Source organism: Vallitalea guaymasensis (assembly GCF_018141425.1).
Classification (GTDB): domain Bacteria; phylum Bacillota; class Clostridia; order Lachnospirales; family Vallitaleaceae; genus Vallitalea; species Vallitalea guaymasensis.
The window spans coordinates 2,167,057-2,181,593 of record NZ_CP058561.1 but is presented as its reverse complement, the minus strand read 5'-3'; the positions used below and the strand labels follow the sequence as shown (position 1 = coordinate 2,181,593).

The window sequence follows — 14,537 nt, the reverse complement described above, 5'->3', positions numbered from 1 at the left end:
TAATGGTTGACTTATTCTGTGTAATGGATACAATAATAATAAAAAACATAACTTTAAGGGTGGGCACATGAAATGAAGACTTTTACCAAAATATGTAATATTTTTGATAGCTATAATTATCAAATCATTCCAACAGACAGTAAAAAAGTTAAAATGTATGCAACATTCAATAATAGCAGCTTATATCTAGTGAACATAATATCTCTTGACAGTGCTTATACATTCAGTAAAGAAAAGTTTGAAGAGTATAAAGTCATAACTAAAGAGCAGTTTGGACATATGGATTCCAATAAGATCATTCTGCTGAATCTAATAATAACGGAAAATGCATTGGATATATATAAAGATGTCAATTATACGCCCGACTTTGATGAAGACCTTATAGATATTAATTGGATCATAGACGATAACGAAGGGAAGCTGATTATTCCCAATATGCAGGTTAACAATGTAATAGGTATTGAAAAAGACATAAGAAAATTATTAGAAGCTGATGATGAATCGTGGGGACCTAAGATTATACAAGAAAGCACAAGCATACCATATATTACTTATGGCCTTTTGGCAATCAATATTATTTTCTTCATATACATGGAGAAATCAGGAGGAACAACTAACATCCTCAATCTAGTAAAATTTGGAGCTATAGACTATTATTCCTTCTTTACAAAAGGTGAGTATTATAGAATAATCACCTCAATGTTTATCCATATTGGCGCACTTCATCTTTTATATAATATGTTTTCATTATTTATATTTGGAACCAGAATTGAAAGATATATGAAAAAATGGGAATATATATTACTATATGGATTATCTGGAATATCTGGAGGATTACTTAGCATAACAGTAGATTTAATCAACCAAAGACCAGTAATATCTGCTGGAGCTTCAGGTGCTATATATGGACTTATTGGAGCTATCTTAGTCTATTCAAGAGTTTATAAAAAACACATTGGTGGCCTTAACTCATATACGATACTAATAATGTTCATAGTTGGTATAGCTTTTGGTACTATGAATCCAGGAATAAGCAATCTGGCACATTTAGGCGGATTTATTGGTGGAGCACTTGTAGCTTATATACTAACACTTAGAAAGCAGGCCTAGTAACAGAATTATTTAATAATTAATCATAACACATGAATAAAACACCCACGCAAAGAGAAAAATAAATACTACAAAATAACTTTTTGCGGTGGTGAATTTATGTTTTTCAGTAAAGAAATTTTACAAAATGAAGCAAGCGTACTATATGATGACAAAGAAGTGCTTGAAGTACTAAATGACTATTATAACGACTCTTACAAATGGGAAGATAAGATAAATACTGATAGAGAACACGTATTTAAGATTATTACTAATTATTGTATGAAATTTTATAAAAACAGTCTTATATCAACTCTTGAAGAAGATTTTTACAATAAATTCATTCTATTGTTTATGCCAAGTTACAGCCTATCATTGACAGAACAAGAAATTAAACTCACTCTAACTGAACTTAGTAGATTCCTTGAATACATTAACAGCTGTCATGGAATCAATTTGCATAAAAGTTATAAGAAAAATTATACTACTAATCTTGATGAGATAACCAGAGTGTACTATATCTTAAGGAAAATACAGAAATATACAGAAGCACCGGTTCTTAGTTTTAACCCTATGATAATTGACATGAATTGTTACAAAAAGAGGAAGAAGCATGTAGAGGTATCTAAGAGAGAGATGTACGAACAAGGACACTTTGAGATTATAGACAAAATTGGTGGAATTATAATTTTGAAGAAAAGAAAATTGAAATCTAGCAATACTTATATTAAAATAAAAGTAGAAAGTTCTCTTGCATCTGACATGAGATGTGGGGATGTTATCAATATGAGAATCAAAAAAAGATTTTTCTACACGACTTGGGATATAATCGATGTAAAAGATTACTATTCAAGTAAGATAAGCAAATGTATTGAATAAAAGTAACCAAGGGGGCATTATATTTTTGTCCCCTTATCACTTAGAGGGAGGACATATGAAGATATTAATCATTTATGCGGGCAATGGGTTGGCTGATGATTTATCGTTGGCAGCAGTGAAACGAATACATACAGTACTTAATGAATTAGAAGTGAATGTAAAACAATGGAGTCTTGATTACCAAGATATAACAGAAGAGTTTTTAAGCGAATTATCAATAGCAGAAGGGGTTGTATTAGCAACAACCGTAGAATGGATTGGAATAGGGGGAAGAATGCAGACATTCCTTGATAGATGTTACCATTCTAATCAACAAGAGTTGTTTCAAGGGAAATACTTGATGTCTGTAGCATTTACTAAGACTAATGGGGATAGAGATGCTTCTAACTATCTTACAAAATGCTGGGATATGCTAGGAGGCTTAGAAGGTGTAAATGTCTGTGGTAGAATAGAAAACTCTGTAGAGCTTGAAACTAATGAAAGAACAATATCAATAATAGATAAAAAAACAGAGGATTTCTATAGGGTTCTTAATCAAAAACGTGATACGTTACCAACAGGTACTGGCTATTCACCAAAATATATATCTAATGAAATGGAACTTGATAGACCTGATACATTTACCAAGATGAATATCATTGATGAATATGTAGGAGAAAACAAAGCTAATAAAATTATCGAAGAAGACCCATTTATAGCCGAACAGAGAAAAGATATATTAGAGATATCCGATTTCTTGAAACAACAGTTGAATCAAAACGATAATTTATCAGGGAATAAATACATAGATAGATTTCTACAAACATTTATATGTGAAGACCCATCATTTAATTGTACATATAATATAATAATAACGGATCAAAAGAATAAAGACATAATCTTAAAGGTAAAAGATAAAAAATTAGCAGGATATATAGGAACTGACCCTTCAGCTGATGTTATAATCAATATTGATACTAATATCCTGGATGAGGTAATAAAGGGTAAGTTAACCATACAGAGAGGTTTTTTAACAGGTAAATTAAAAGCCAAGGGTAACTTTACATTACTATATGAATTTGATAATATATTCAAATTCACTGATTTCTGAGATTGATTCATAATAAGTAAACTAGTATCATTTATTATTGTTTTGTTGATTAATGGTTTTCAATAAATATGGTGAATTTCATTTAACTAAATTCTGTATATTAGAAACTAGTATAAAAGAAATTCACCATTTATATATTACTTCTGAATAAACATCTGAACGAACACTTTACCGTATCTTGAATCATTGTATATGCCTATACCCACATAATTAAAATTAGTACTGAGTATATTTGCTTTGTGGGATGGACTGCTCATAAGAGAATATTGAGCCGATTCTACAGTGCTATTACCAGCAATGTTTTCTCCAGCCATTTTATAATCCACAGAAAAATCCGAAAGCATTTTGAAAGGAGAACCGTAGATAGGCGAATCATGACTGAAATATTTGTTAGTTGATAGGTCCTCTGCTTTTATTCGGGCTACTCTCATAAGTTCCATATCTGGTTTATAGCCGGGGAGACCAGCACTCTTGCGTTCTGCATTTATTAAATTAATCATTAAGGTTTCTTCCGGTGTTAGATTACCGCTGTATTTATCAGGTTCTTTTGTAGTTGGAGGTGGATTATAATAAGAATGAACACGAGTATACGTGCTTGAAATCAGACCCACCGAACCATCTTTCATATGAATTACATACCAACTGCCAAGTGTGCCAAGAACATCTAGAACATCTCCACGAGATACTGCACCAATCTTCCTATATGAAGTACTTGGACCTATTCTGACATTAAGTCTATAGGCTGTAACTTCCACCTGTTTTACATTGGTCCATTTAAAAATCAGACCTTTTGCAGTAGATACATTGGTTGTAAAAAAACTAAGTAATAAGATAATAACTAACGATGCCATCATAATTTTAGGTTTATAGATTCGTCTTTTCATACTGTCACTTCCTTCCAATATTATTATGGAATGAACATAGAGAATATATACAACAGGGTGAGTGGAAATTTATTACAAAGCTAAAAAATTACTTGAATAAATAATATTTATGGAAAGTAATGAGTATATATATAAAATGAATTAAGTATTCAACTTATAAATTGGTTGGTTACACAATACAACAAAATATTTAATTCATCTTATATATAATAAAGGAAGATGGTATAGAAATGGATAAAAAAGCTTCAAGTGAATTTATAGAAAGAGAACAATTATTATTACTCTATGAAAATCTTATTGATGAAGGTTATAACTTATGTACTGGCTATAAAGCTATGCACAACAAAATTATCTCGCATATCAATAGAAATATCGTACAAGACATAATGAAATCTAAGATAAATCAATGTAATGAATTAATTAATCTATATGACAAATTGAGTTGCAGGAAATATGTAAACAAGAAGATGAATTATGATAAAAAATATAGGTTAGCTCAGATGTTCGCGAAAGAAAGTAATCATGGGGAAGTGCTTAATTACATATATGCCAATACTTTGGATTATGATATAAAACATATGATACAAAAAATTATCAATGATGAAAATCTAATCTTATTTAAATTATTGTACCTGCAAAGCTTGTTCGGTATTAATTGGGAGGCTGATAATAAATGAAGTGCCTTCGCCCTCTTTTGTTTCAACTTCAATAGTACCACAGTGCTGCTCAATTATTGATTTTACTATTGGTAATCCAAGACCTGTCCCATTTTCTTTATAGGTTACGAATGGCTTGAATATTTCATCTATCCTGTCTTCTCTGATACCTGAACCAGTATCGCTGACAGTAATCAATAAAAACGAATCCAAGTAATTGATGTCAACTGTAACAGTACCGTTTTCGTCAGTAGCCTCTATAGCATTCTTTATCAGATTCATAAAAGCCTCTTTTAGTCTTGTTTTATCACCTGATATGACAGGCAGATCTTTTGATTTGGTCATATATAAGTGGATATTCTTGCTATATGCTGACGAATAAAAGTATTTTGTCACAGAATCAAGTAAAGTAGATACATCAACACATGTCTTTTGTATATTGAATGAGTAATTCAAAGTATTAAAATCATTGAGCAATAAACAAATGTAATCAAGTTCTTCATATAAAGAACTCCAATGCATATTCTCTTTGACTTCTGGAGTCTGGACTTCAATAAGTTGTAAAGTACTTCTTATCAATGAAATCGGATTTTTGATTTCATGAACTATTTTTGCTATTATTTCAGGTTTTCTAGTTTGCTGATAGATATTTAACCAATCATCAAGTAGTACAGAAAAATTTTCAATAATACTTTTTTCATGATAATTCATTTATCCACCTCCTAACGTTTACTATTGTATCAAAGAAAATCGAATAATACAATGAATATTATATAAAAAAACGCAATATTTGATAAAATACTAACAAATAATATAATTTATACTAATTAAATATCATAATATTTATATATAATAATAACATAAAATTTGACCTTTATGATTATATATGCCTATAATAAATTATTACAAAATTATCCTTGAAAAAAATTAAAATATAGTTTAGTATAGTCTATACAGGCTTGGTATTTATTAACTTAGGTTTTTATCATCGAGGGATATATGTCTTATGAATAATATCTTAGATATAGGCGGATACTTAGATATTGAGAAAATAAGGCATTGGGAAGGAGAAATTATGATTAAACAAAATTGTTTATTCTGCAATGTTGCCAACGGTTCCATGGACTCAGCTACTATTTTCGAAAATAGTGAATTTAAAGTTGTACTTGATCCATATCCAGCAGCAAAAGGGCACACATTGATTATTCCAAAAGAACATATAGAAAACATATATGAACTAGATACTGAATCAGCATCAAGATTATTTGCTCTTGCAACACATATTGCAAAGGTATTGAAGAGTATCTACAATTGCGATGGACTAAACATATTACAGAATAATGGCGAGGCAGCTGGTCAAACAGTATTTCATTTTCATATGCATCTTATACCAAGATATAATAATGATAATGTAAAGATTAAATGGGAAACCATTAAGATTGAAAAAGAAGAGCTGGATGCTATTGCTAAAGAGATTGCAAGCAGGCTATAATATTACTAAGGGCATTTCTATAATAGAAATGCCCTTAATTTAACTAAAATATTATTTTTACTTCACTAATTCATTTATTAGAGTTAGAATATTTTCAATTCCGTTACTTGATTTACTATGGTTCATATGGTCAATATATTCATTCCTGTTGTTATATACAGAATCTATAGCTTTCATCACGTTCTTAGGAGTCATATCCTCTTCGTTCAGAACATAGCTATATCCGTGTTTCTCAAAAGAAGCAGCGTTAAGTATCTGGTCGCCTCTACTAGCATTAGCAGGTAATGGTACAAGTACATGAGGTTTCTTTAGAGCTAATAGTTCTGAGATTATGTTAGCACCAGATCTTGATATTACTACATCGCTCATTGCCAATATATCTGACATCTCTTCATTCACATATTCAAATTGTCTATAACCTTGTATCCCTACTAATTCTTCTTTTAGATTATTTTTACCACATAAATGCACTAGTTGATATTTTTCTAATATCATATCCAGAGATTCTCTAAGAACATCATTGATTCTCACAGCTCCTAGACTTCCACCTGTCATTAGTAATACAGGTTTTGAAGTACTGAATTCACATAGTGACAAACCTTTTGCTCTATCACCTTGTAATATCTCTTCTCTGATTGGTGTTCCAGTGAGAACTGCTTTATCTTCTGGAAGGTGTGTAAGGGTCTCCGCAAAAGTAGTACATACTTTTGTTGCGAAAGGGATACTTATTTTGTTGGCGAGTCCTGGAGTCATATCTGATTCGTGTATAATTGAAGGTACTCTATTTAACTTGGCACCTAGAATAACTGGAACTGTTACAAAACCACCTTTTGAAAATATTACGTCAGGTTTTAGTTTTCTTATTAATTTAGCTGCCTGACCCACGCCTTTTACAACTCTAAATGGGTCTGAAAGATTCTTAAGGTCAATATATCTTCTAAGCTTTCCAGATGAAATACCATGATATGGAATACCTTTTTTCTCTACTAATTCTTTTTCCATACCATTATAAGAACCTATATAATGAACATCGTAACCAAGTTTATCTAGATGGGGGATAAGGGCTAGATTAGGTGTTACATGTCCAGCGGTTCCTCCACCTGTTAATACAATTCGTTTCACTTTTTTTACCTCCAGTGTGAATCTAAGTCTGTTTGTATTATTATTATCCCTTTTGGTAAAATAAATGTCAATAGATTAATTATAAAACAATAATTAATTTCATTAACCGTTTTCTCTAATATACTTTACAAAATATGGTAATTAATGAAAAACAGCAAAAGAATATTAATTATATAAATTATTTGATAATTAAACAATATAAAATTAATAAAACCAAAAAATATTTTAATAAAACACAAAAATACATAATATGTATTGATAAATACTACCTAAACTATTAGAATATCCTATGTAGAAAATCAAATATAATAATAATTCAAAGGAGACGATGCAAGTTATGGAAAAAATTAGAAAAATTGGTTTAGGTTTTTTGGTGGCAGTACTTTTTTGTACTAATGTAGTTGCTTATGCTAGTACTAATGACTATGTAAAGACACGTATTTCAGACTTTAAGATTTTGAACGAAAACCAAGTACAGATTACATTTACTCGTGAGCTAGACAAAGAAATGGCTGAAGATATTACTAATTATTGTATTCATCCTTCTATTGGAGCAATATTTTATTATGTAGATATTATTTCAGCAGAACTAGATGAAACTAATACTGTTGTTACTCTTACTACTGGTGATATAAGTCATGATATGTTCATGCTTGGTATTAATAACAAAATCCAAGATGTAAATGGTGAAAATATTGATAATTGCTGGAGAGTATTTAGTTATGCTTCTAAAACTAATAATATCCATGTAAGAGTTGTTGGAGATAATAGACTAGAAGTTAATTTTAACCGTTTAGTAGATAAAGAAGCAGTTGAAAATGTCGCTAATTATAAAATAGCTGATGTATATTATCAATATGGATGCGAACTAAAAGGTAAAGTAGATGTTATTTCAGCAGAACTTGATGCTACTGGTACAAAAGCTATCCTTAATATTGGTGATCTAAGTACTGAATCTGTATATGCTATACTTATTGAAAATGTTATGGATATTGATGGTAATGGAATAAATGCTTCAATGTTATTTCAAAAATAGATTTACATATAAGCAATAATAAGTAATTAATAAATTAACATTTATAATTGAATAAGTAATAAATAAGGGTTATGTCTGTTAGGTATTAATGGATATAACTCTTTTTACGTAAATAAGTAAGTTTTTATATAAAGAATAATGTAATAACATATAAAACATTATATTAATAAAACATATTATTGACAATTATATAAAAAACGTTTAGAATAAAGTCGTAAAAAGTAGAAAAATATAGAAAAAGATATGGAGTGAGTTAAAATTATGAAAAGAATAAGTCTACTTAGTATGTGTTTTTTAATTACAGTTTTTTTATTTGGTGCTAACTATGTACATGCTAATGGTGATGATCAAGTAAAACCAGAAGTTGTTAAAGTTATAGCAGTCGGAGATAATATGGTAGAGATTACCTTTAACGAAGAGTTAGATGAAACTACAGCAGAAGATATATCTAATTATAGTATTGAGCAGCCATATGGTGCAAAGCTTAAATTAGATATTTATAGTGCAAAACTTAATGATGCTAAAAATAAAGTTATCATTACAACAAATGAACAGAATAATTATTCTGTATATATGCTTAGCATTAGTAATGTAGCAGATGTAGCTGGTAATGTTATAGATAATTGTCAATTTGCTTTTGTTGGTATGTAGTAAGAATATAAGAGGTATCCATTTTTTTGAATGGGTACTTTTTTTGTTTTTAAAATTAATATTAGTACTTGCAAATATTGATTATATATCATATAATGATTTTAGAAAACCTTTTCTATAATAGGAGGTGGGAGAAATGGATCAGCAAAAAAGAGCTACAATCGCTGATGTTGCTAAATTAGCAGGAGTTTCCATTACTACGGTATCAAGAGTAATGAATAAAAACTATCCAGTAAAAGAGGCAACGAGGAAAAAAGTTGAAAAAGCAATAGAAGAGCTTGAATTTAAGCCTAATTTACTGGCTAGAGGACTTATTCATAATAAGACACAGACTATAGGTATTCTTACGCCTAGCATAGAAAACCTTTTCTTTTCTGAGGTAGTTAAAGGTATTGATAGTGTTATTAAGAACAAGGGATATACTACGTTTTTATGTAATACAGAAGGAGACCCAGAGCAGGAAAAACTGATGATTGATAATATGAAGGATAGAAGCGTTGATGGTATTATTGCTATTAACCCTAGAACTAAGAATATAAAGTCTGGTTATTATGAGGGGATCAGTAAACAAATACCGTTGGTTATCATTAATGGATATAACAGGGGGATTCATTGTAATTATGTTCTTAATGATGGAGAGGTTGGAACTTATGAAGCGCTTAAGTATCTGTATGAGTTAGGTCATAGGGATATAGTTTTTCTAAGAGGGCGACATAGTTATTCTTATGATGTGAAAGAGGATATATATAGGAAGTTTTGTGAAGAGTTTAAGTTGGAGTTTGATGAAGATAATATATTGATTATTGAGGATGGTAATGGATTAGAAGCGGTTGAACAGTCAAAGGTGGTTGTTGAGAAGATAATTAGAGAGAATGATAAGGTTAGTTGTTTGTTTGCTTGTAATGATTGGATGGCTGTTGGGGCGTTGAAGGCGGCTAAGGCTCTTAGTATATCTGTGCCTGAGGAGTTTTCAATTATTGGGTTTGATAATACTATTATTAGTCAGATAACAGAACCTAGTCTTACAACGGTGGATCAGAATATGAGTGGACTTGGACAGATATCGGGTAATAGGATATGTGAGATTATTAAAGATAGGGATAAGGAGAATAAGAAGATTATTATTGAAACTAGGTTGATTCATAGGAATAGCGTAGCTGGTAGATTATAATTCTAGTGTGGCTACCGTAGGTAATATATATACAAAACAGCTTATGTTAAATAATTGAAGAAAAACTAAATTCGTTCCAATAAATATTACTAAACCTTGACAACTCCCGTTGGTCAAACAGTCAAGGTTCTTAACGTAATATTTATTTCCACTCATTAAGATTTTCTAACAAGTATTTAAAAATCGCTTTATTTGTATATATATTACCTACTGGGCTACGTTAAATATTGATAGAGATATATTAATTAGATAAATAAAAATAATATAAGAATTTAAAATTATAGAGAGGAATGAAATAGATATGGAGAGAGAGATTGTTGGTAAGTTTGTGGAGTTGTATGGTGGAGAAGTGAGTGGTGTAGATAAGTTTTTTGCGCCGGGGAGAGTTAATTTGATTGGGGAGCATATTGATTATAATGGTGGGTATGTTTTTCCTTGTGCTCTTGATTTTGGTACATATGCGGCTGCTAGGAAGAGGGATGATGGTAAGGTTAGGTTTGCTACTCTTAATTTTGATCTTAGGGTAGAGATTGATATTGAGGATATTAGGTATAGGAAAGAGGATGATTGGACTAATTATCCTAAGGGAGTTATTAAGGAGTTTATTGATATGGGTCATGAAGTTGGTGGTTTTGATATTTTGTATTATGGTAATATTCCTAATGGTTCGGGGTTATCTTCTTCTGCATCTCTTGAAGTGTTGACAGCTGTAGTTGTTAATGAGTTGTTTGATTGTAAGGAAGATATGGTTGAGATGGTTAAGATGAGTCAGAGAGCGGAGAACCAATTTGTAGGAGTTAATTGTGGTATTATGGATCAGTTTGCTTCTGGGATGGGTAAATTGAATCATGCAATATTGCTTGATTGTGAGACATTAGATTATGAGTATGCACCTCTTAAATTGGATGGGTATAAGATTGTTATAGGTAATACTAAGAAGAGAAGAGGGTTAGCAGATTCTAAGTATAATGAGAGACGTTCGGAGTGCCAATATGCTTTGGAGTGTATTCAGAAAGAGTTGGATATCAAGAATCTTTGTGAGATGGATGTAGAGACATTTGATAAATATAAGCATCTTATTGATAAGGATGTTCCTAGAGATAGGGCTAAGCATGCTGTTGAGGAAAATGTAAGGGTTAAGGAAGCGGTTGAGGCGCTTAATGAGGGAGATATTATTACTTTTGGTAAGTTGATGAATGCTTCTCATGAATCTTTGAGAGATTTGTATGAGGTTACAGGTGTTGAGCTTGATACTATGGTAGAGGAAGCTAGGAAGATAGAGGGGACTATTGGTTCACGTATGACTGGTGCTGGTTTTGGTGGTTGTACAGTTAGTATTGTGAAAGAGGATAGTGTTGATGAGTTTATTAGAGTAGTTGGTAAGAATTATGAGGATAGAATTGGGTTAGTGCCTGAGTTTTATGTGGCTAATGTTGGTGATGGAGCAGGAAGAATTAAATAGAAGAATTTGAAGAATCTTTAATAGAAGGGAGATATTAGTATGGCTATTTTAGTTTGTGGAGGAGCAGGATATATTGGGTCTCATACAGTGGCGAGACTTTTAGAGAAAGGTAAAGAGGTTATTGTATTTGATAATCTGCAAAAAGGACATAGAGAGGCAGTTCCAGAGAATGTCAAGTTATGTGTAGGTGATTTGAGGGATAAAGATGCGTTGGATAAAGTTTTTAGTGAGAATAAGATAGAAGCTATTATTGATTTTGCAGCTGATTCTCTTGTTGGTGAGAGTGTTACTGAGCCATTAAAGTATTATAACAACAATATGTATGGAACTATGTGTTTGTTGGAGAAGATGAAGGAGCATGGTATTAAGTATATTGTTTTTTCTTCTACTGCGGCTACTTATGGAGAGCCAGAGAGTATACCTATTATGGAAACAGATAGGACTATGCCTACTAATCCTTATGGGGAGACTAAGTTATCTGTTGAGAAGATGTTGAAGTGGTCTGATAATGCTTATGGGATTAAGTATACTGCACTTAGATATTTTAATGCGGCAGGAGCGCATATTGATGGACATATAGGGGAAGATCATAGTCCGGAGTCTCATCTTATTCCTATTATATTGGAAGTGGCACTTGGTAAGAGGGAGAAGATATTTATTTTTGGTAATGATTATCCTACAGAGGATGGAACTTGTGTTAGAGATTATATTCATGTAACTGATTTGGCTGATGCTCATATATTGGCTCTTGAGAGATTGCAAAATGGTGAAGAGAGTACTGTGTTTAATCTTGGTAATGGAAAGGGATTTTCTGTGAAAGAGGTTATTGAGGTGGCTAGAAAGGTTACTGGAAGGACTATTACTGTTGAGGAAGCTGAGAGGAGAGCAGGGGACCCTGCTGTGTTGATTGCTTCTTCTGAGAAGGCTGTTAAGGAATTGGGTTGGAAGCCTGAGTATAATTCTTTGGAAAGGATTATTGAGAGTGCTTGGAAGTGGCATGTTAATAATCCTGATGGATTTGGTGGTAAATAAGAAATAGTGCAGGAGGGCGCAGGGGTATATATATGTAAAACGCCTCTTGTTAAATTTCCCTAAGAAAAACTAAGTTCGTTCCAATAAATATTACTAAACCTTAACAACTCCCGTTGGTCAAACAGTTAAGGTTCTTAACGTAATATTTATTTCCACTCACTAAGATTTTCTAAGGGAAATTTAAAGGTCGGCTTATTTACATATATATACCCTGCTTGGCTCTTGAATGGTACTTAAGTTGTGTTTGGTGGTATAGGTTATATATTAATATTTAGTTGATAATTAAATGAAGTGCAAGATATAGAGAAATATTAGTTTGATAATATTATAGGATAGAAAGATGAATATTATTAGATAAACTGAGATGGAGGTAGACTAGTGGAGAGAGTTAAGATTAGTATCGAGAAGCTTATAAAGTTTGGTCTTAATAATAAAATGATAGAGAAGTGGGATGTTCAATTAGTGAGAAATTCCATTATGGATATATTGGAGATTTCGGAGCCTTATGAGGGAGAGTTGGATAGTTGTGGAGTGGATTCTCCTGTGGGGATATTGGAGAAATTATTACAGTATGCTGTGGATAATAATATAATAGAAGATACTGTTACATATAGAGATATGTTAGATGCTAGGATTATGGCTACACTTATGCCTAGACCTTCTGAGTTGGTTAATAGATTTTATGGGATTGCTGATGAAGAAGGTATAGAGAGTGCGACGGATTATTATTATAAGTTGTCTAAGGATTCTAATTATATAAGGATGGATAGGATAGCTAAGAATGAGTATTGGGTGGCTGATACTCAGGTAGGGGAATTGGAGATTACTATTAATCTTTCTAAACCGGAGAAAGATCCTAAGGAGATTGAGAAGGCTAGGAGTATGCCTAGCGCTAATTATCCTAAGTGTTTTCTTTGTATAGATAATGTTGGATATCCTGGGAGATTGAATCATCCGGCTAGGAATAATCATAGGGTGATTCCAGTTGAGTTAAGTAGTGAGAATTGGTATCTCCAGTATTCGCCTTATGTATATTATAATGAGCATTGCATAGTTTTCAATGAAAAGCATGTTCCTATGAAGATATCTAAGGATACTTTTGTTAGATTATTGTCATTTGTGGAGAAGTTTCCTCATTATTTTGTTGGATCTAATGCTGACCTGCCAATAGTTGGTGGCTCTATTCTTAGCCATGACCATTTTCAAGGTGGACATCATGTTTTCCCTATGGAAAAGGCATCTATTATTAAGGAGTTAAGGAAAGATGGTTATAAAGAGGTTAAGATAGGGTTGGTTAGATGGCCTTTATCAGTTGTCAGATTATCTTCTAGGGATAAGGATAAGTTAATTGAGCTTGCTGATAAGATTCTAGGTAAGTGGAGAGATTATTCCGATGAGAGTCTTGGTATATTGGCTTATACAGAGGAAGATGGTAAGAGAATTCCTCATAATACTATAACGCCTATAGCTAGGATTAATGGAGATGGAGATTATGAACTTGATTTAGTTCTTAGAAATAATAGAAGAAGTGAGGAACATCCAGATGGTATATTCCATCCTCATGCTCATCTGCATCATATTAAAAAAGAGAATATTGGACTTATTGAAGTTATGGGACTTGCTGTACTTCCTGCAAGACTTAAGAAAGAACTTTCTTTAATAGAAGATATTCTAGTAGGTAAGATAAAAGATAGAGCAGAATATGAAGAGTTAGAAAAGCATGGTGAGTGGATTAAGAGATTGGTTGAAGAGTATGGAACAGATATGAAGGCTGATGAAGCAAGAGAGTGTATAAGGAAAGAAGTAGGTAATATCTTTGCTCAGGTACTTGAGTGTGCTGGGGTTTATAAGATGGATGAGGAAGGTATTGCAGGGTTGGAGAGATTTATTAAGGCTTAAAAGAATATACTACACATTTATTGTCACCACGTTATTATAATAATGATGTGGTGATTTTTAATTTAGTGTATAAA

General features: G+C 31.8%; 14 protein-coding genes. 11 read left to right on the top strand and 3 right to left on the bottom strand.

All coding sequences use genetic code 11. From position 1 onward, the window contains the following. Positions 1-72 precede the first annotated feature (72 nt). From HYG85_RS09710 to HYG85_RS09700, 3 genes are all read left to right on the top strand, one after another. Positions 73-1,110, top strand: a complete 1,038-nt coding sequence (locus tag HYG85_RS09710; RefSeq protein WP_212693296.1) for a rhomboid family intramembrane serine protease — start codon at positions 73-75, stop codon at positions 1,108-1,110. Positions 1,111-1,209: 99 nt separating this feature from the next. Beyond that, positions 1,210-1,968, top strand: coding sequence for a hypothetical protein (locus HYG85_RS09705; RefSeq protein ID WP_212693295.1), 759 nt, complete (start codon positions 1,210-1,212; stop codon positions 1,966-1,968). Positions 1,969-2,023: 55 nt separating this feature from the next. Then, positions 2,024-3,058, top strand: coding sequence for an SCP2 sterol-binding domain-containing protein (locus tag HYG85_RS09700; protein WP_212693294.1), 1,035 nt, complete (start codon positions 2,024-2,026; stop codon positions 3,056-3,058). Between the two features lie 137 nt (positions 3,059-3,195). On the opposite strand, the gene HYG85_RS09695 is transcribed toward HYG85_RS09700, so the two are convergent. Beyond that, positions 3,196-3,942: a CAP domain-containing protein gene (locus HYG85_RS09695; protein WP_212693293.1), complete on the bottom strand. Its 747-nt coding sequence runs from the start codon at positions 3,940-3,942 to the stop codon at positions 3,196-3,198. 230 nt (positions 3,943-4,172) lie between these two features. Here HYG85_RS09695 and HYG85_RS09690 point away from each other — a divergent pair, with 230 nt between their 5' ends. Beyond that, positions 4,173-4,619, top strand: a complete 447-nt coding sequence (locus tag HYG85_RS09690; protein WP_212693292.1) for a hypothetical protein — start codon at positions 4,173-4,175, stop codon at positions 4,617-4,619. Here HYG85_RS09690 and HYG85_RS09685 read toward each other — a convergent pair. Beyond that, positions 4,566-5,309: a sensor histidine kinase gene (locus HYG85_RS09685; RefSeq protein WP_212693291.1), complete on the bottom strand. Its 744-nt coding sequence runs from the start codon at positions 5,307-5,309 to the stop codon at positions 4,566-4,568. The two genes, HYG85_RS09690 and HYG85_RS09685, sit on opposite strands and share 54 nt — an antisense overlap. A gap of 295 nt (positions 5,310-5,604) precedes the next feature. Between HYG85_RS09685 and HYG85_RS09680 the strand changes: the two genes are divergently transcribed. Continuing rightward, a complete protein-coding gene (locus HYG85_RS09680; protein WP_317133800.1) occupies positions 5,605-6,090 on the top strand; it encodes an HIT family protein in 486 nt (161 codons plus the stop codon). 57 nt (positions 6,091-6,147) lie between these two features. Here HYG85_RS09680 and HYG85_RS09675 read toward each other — a convergent pair whose 3' ends face one another. Further along, positions 6,148-7,212 (bottom strand): undecaprenyldiphospho-muramoylpentapeptide beta-N-acetylglucosaminyltransferase, encoded by a 1,065-nt coding sequence (locus HYG85_RS09675; protein ID WP_212693290.1) that lies wholly within the window; start codon positions 7,210-7,212, stop codon positions 6,148-6,150. A 337-nt stretch (positions 7,213-7,549) separates the two neighbouring features. Between HYG85_RS09675 and HYG85_RS09670 the strand changes: the two genes are divergently transcribed. From HYG85_RS09670 to galT, 6 genes are all read left to right on the top strand, one after another. Beyond that, positions 7,550-8,248, top strand: coding sequence for a hypothetical protein (locus tag HYG85_RS09670; RefSeq protein ID WP_212693289.1), 699 nt, complete (start codon positions 7,550-7,552; stop codon positions 8,246-8,248). A gap of 261 nt (positions 8,249-8,509) precedes the next feature. Continuing rightward, on the top strand, positions 8,510-8,899 hold the full coding sequence (locus HYG85_RS09665; RefSeq protein WP_212693288.1) for a hypothetical protein: 390 nt from the start codon (positions 8,510-8,512) through the stop codon (positions 8,897-8,899). Between the two features lie 136 nt (positions 8,900-9,035). Further along, positions 9,036-10,070, top strand: a complete 1,035-nt coding sequence (locus tag HYG85_RS09660; RefSeq protein ID WP_212693287.1) for a LacI family DNA-binding transcriptional regulator — start codon at positions 9,036-9,038, stop codon at positions 10,068-10,070. A 301-nt stretch (positions 10,071-10,371) separates the two neighbouring features. Continuing rightward, a complete protein-coding gene (locus tag HYG85_RS09655) occupies positions 10,372-11,532 on the top strand; it encodes a galactokinase (protein WP_212693286.1) in 1,161 nt (386 codons plus the stop codon). Positions 11,533-11,571: 39 nt separating this feature from the next. Continuing rightward, entirely contained in the window at positions 11,572-12,564 is a 993-nt protein-coding gene (gene galE / locus HYG85_RS09650) for a UDP-glucose 4-epimerase GalE (RefSeq protein WP_212693285.1), read from the top strand. 378 nt (positions 12,565-12,942) lie between these two features. After that, the gene (gene galT / locus HYG85_RS09645) at positions 12,943-14,463 is read left to right on the top strand and encodes a UDP-glucose--hexose-1-phosphate uridylyltransferase (protein WP_212693284.1); all 1,521 of its coding nucleotides are present in this window, start codon (positions 12,943-12,945) and stop codon (positions 14,461-14,463) included. The last annotated feature ends 74 nt before the right edge of the window (positions 14,464-14,537 follow it).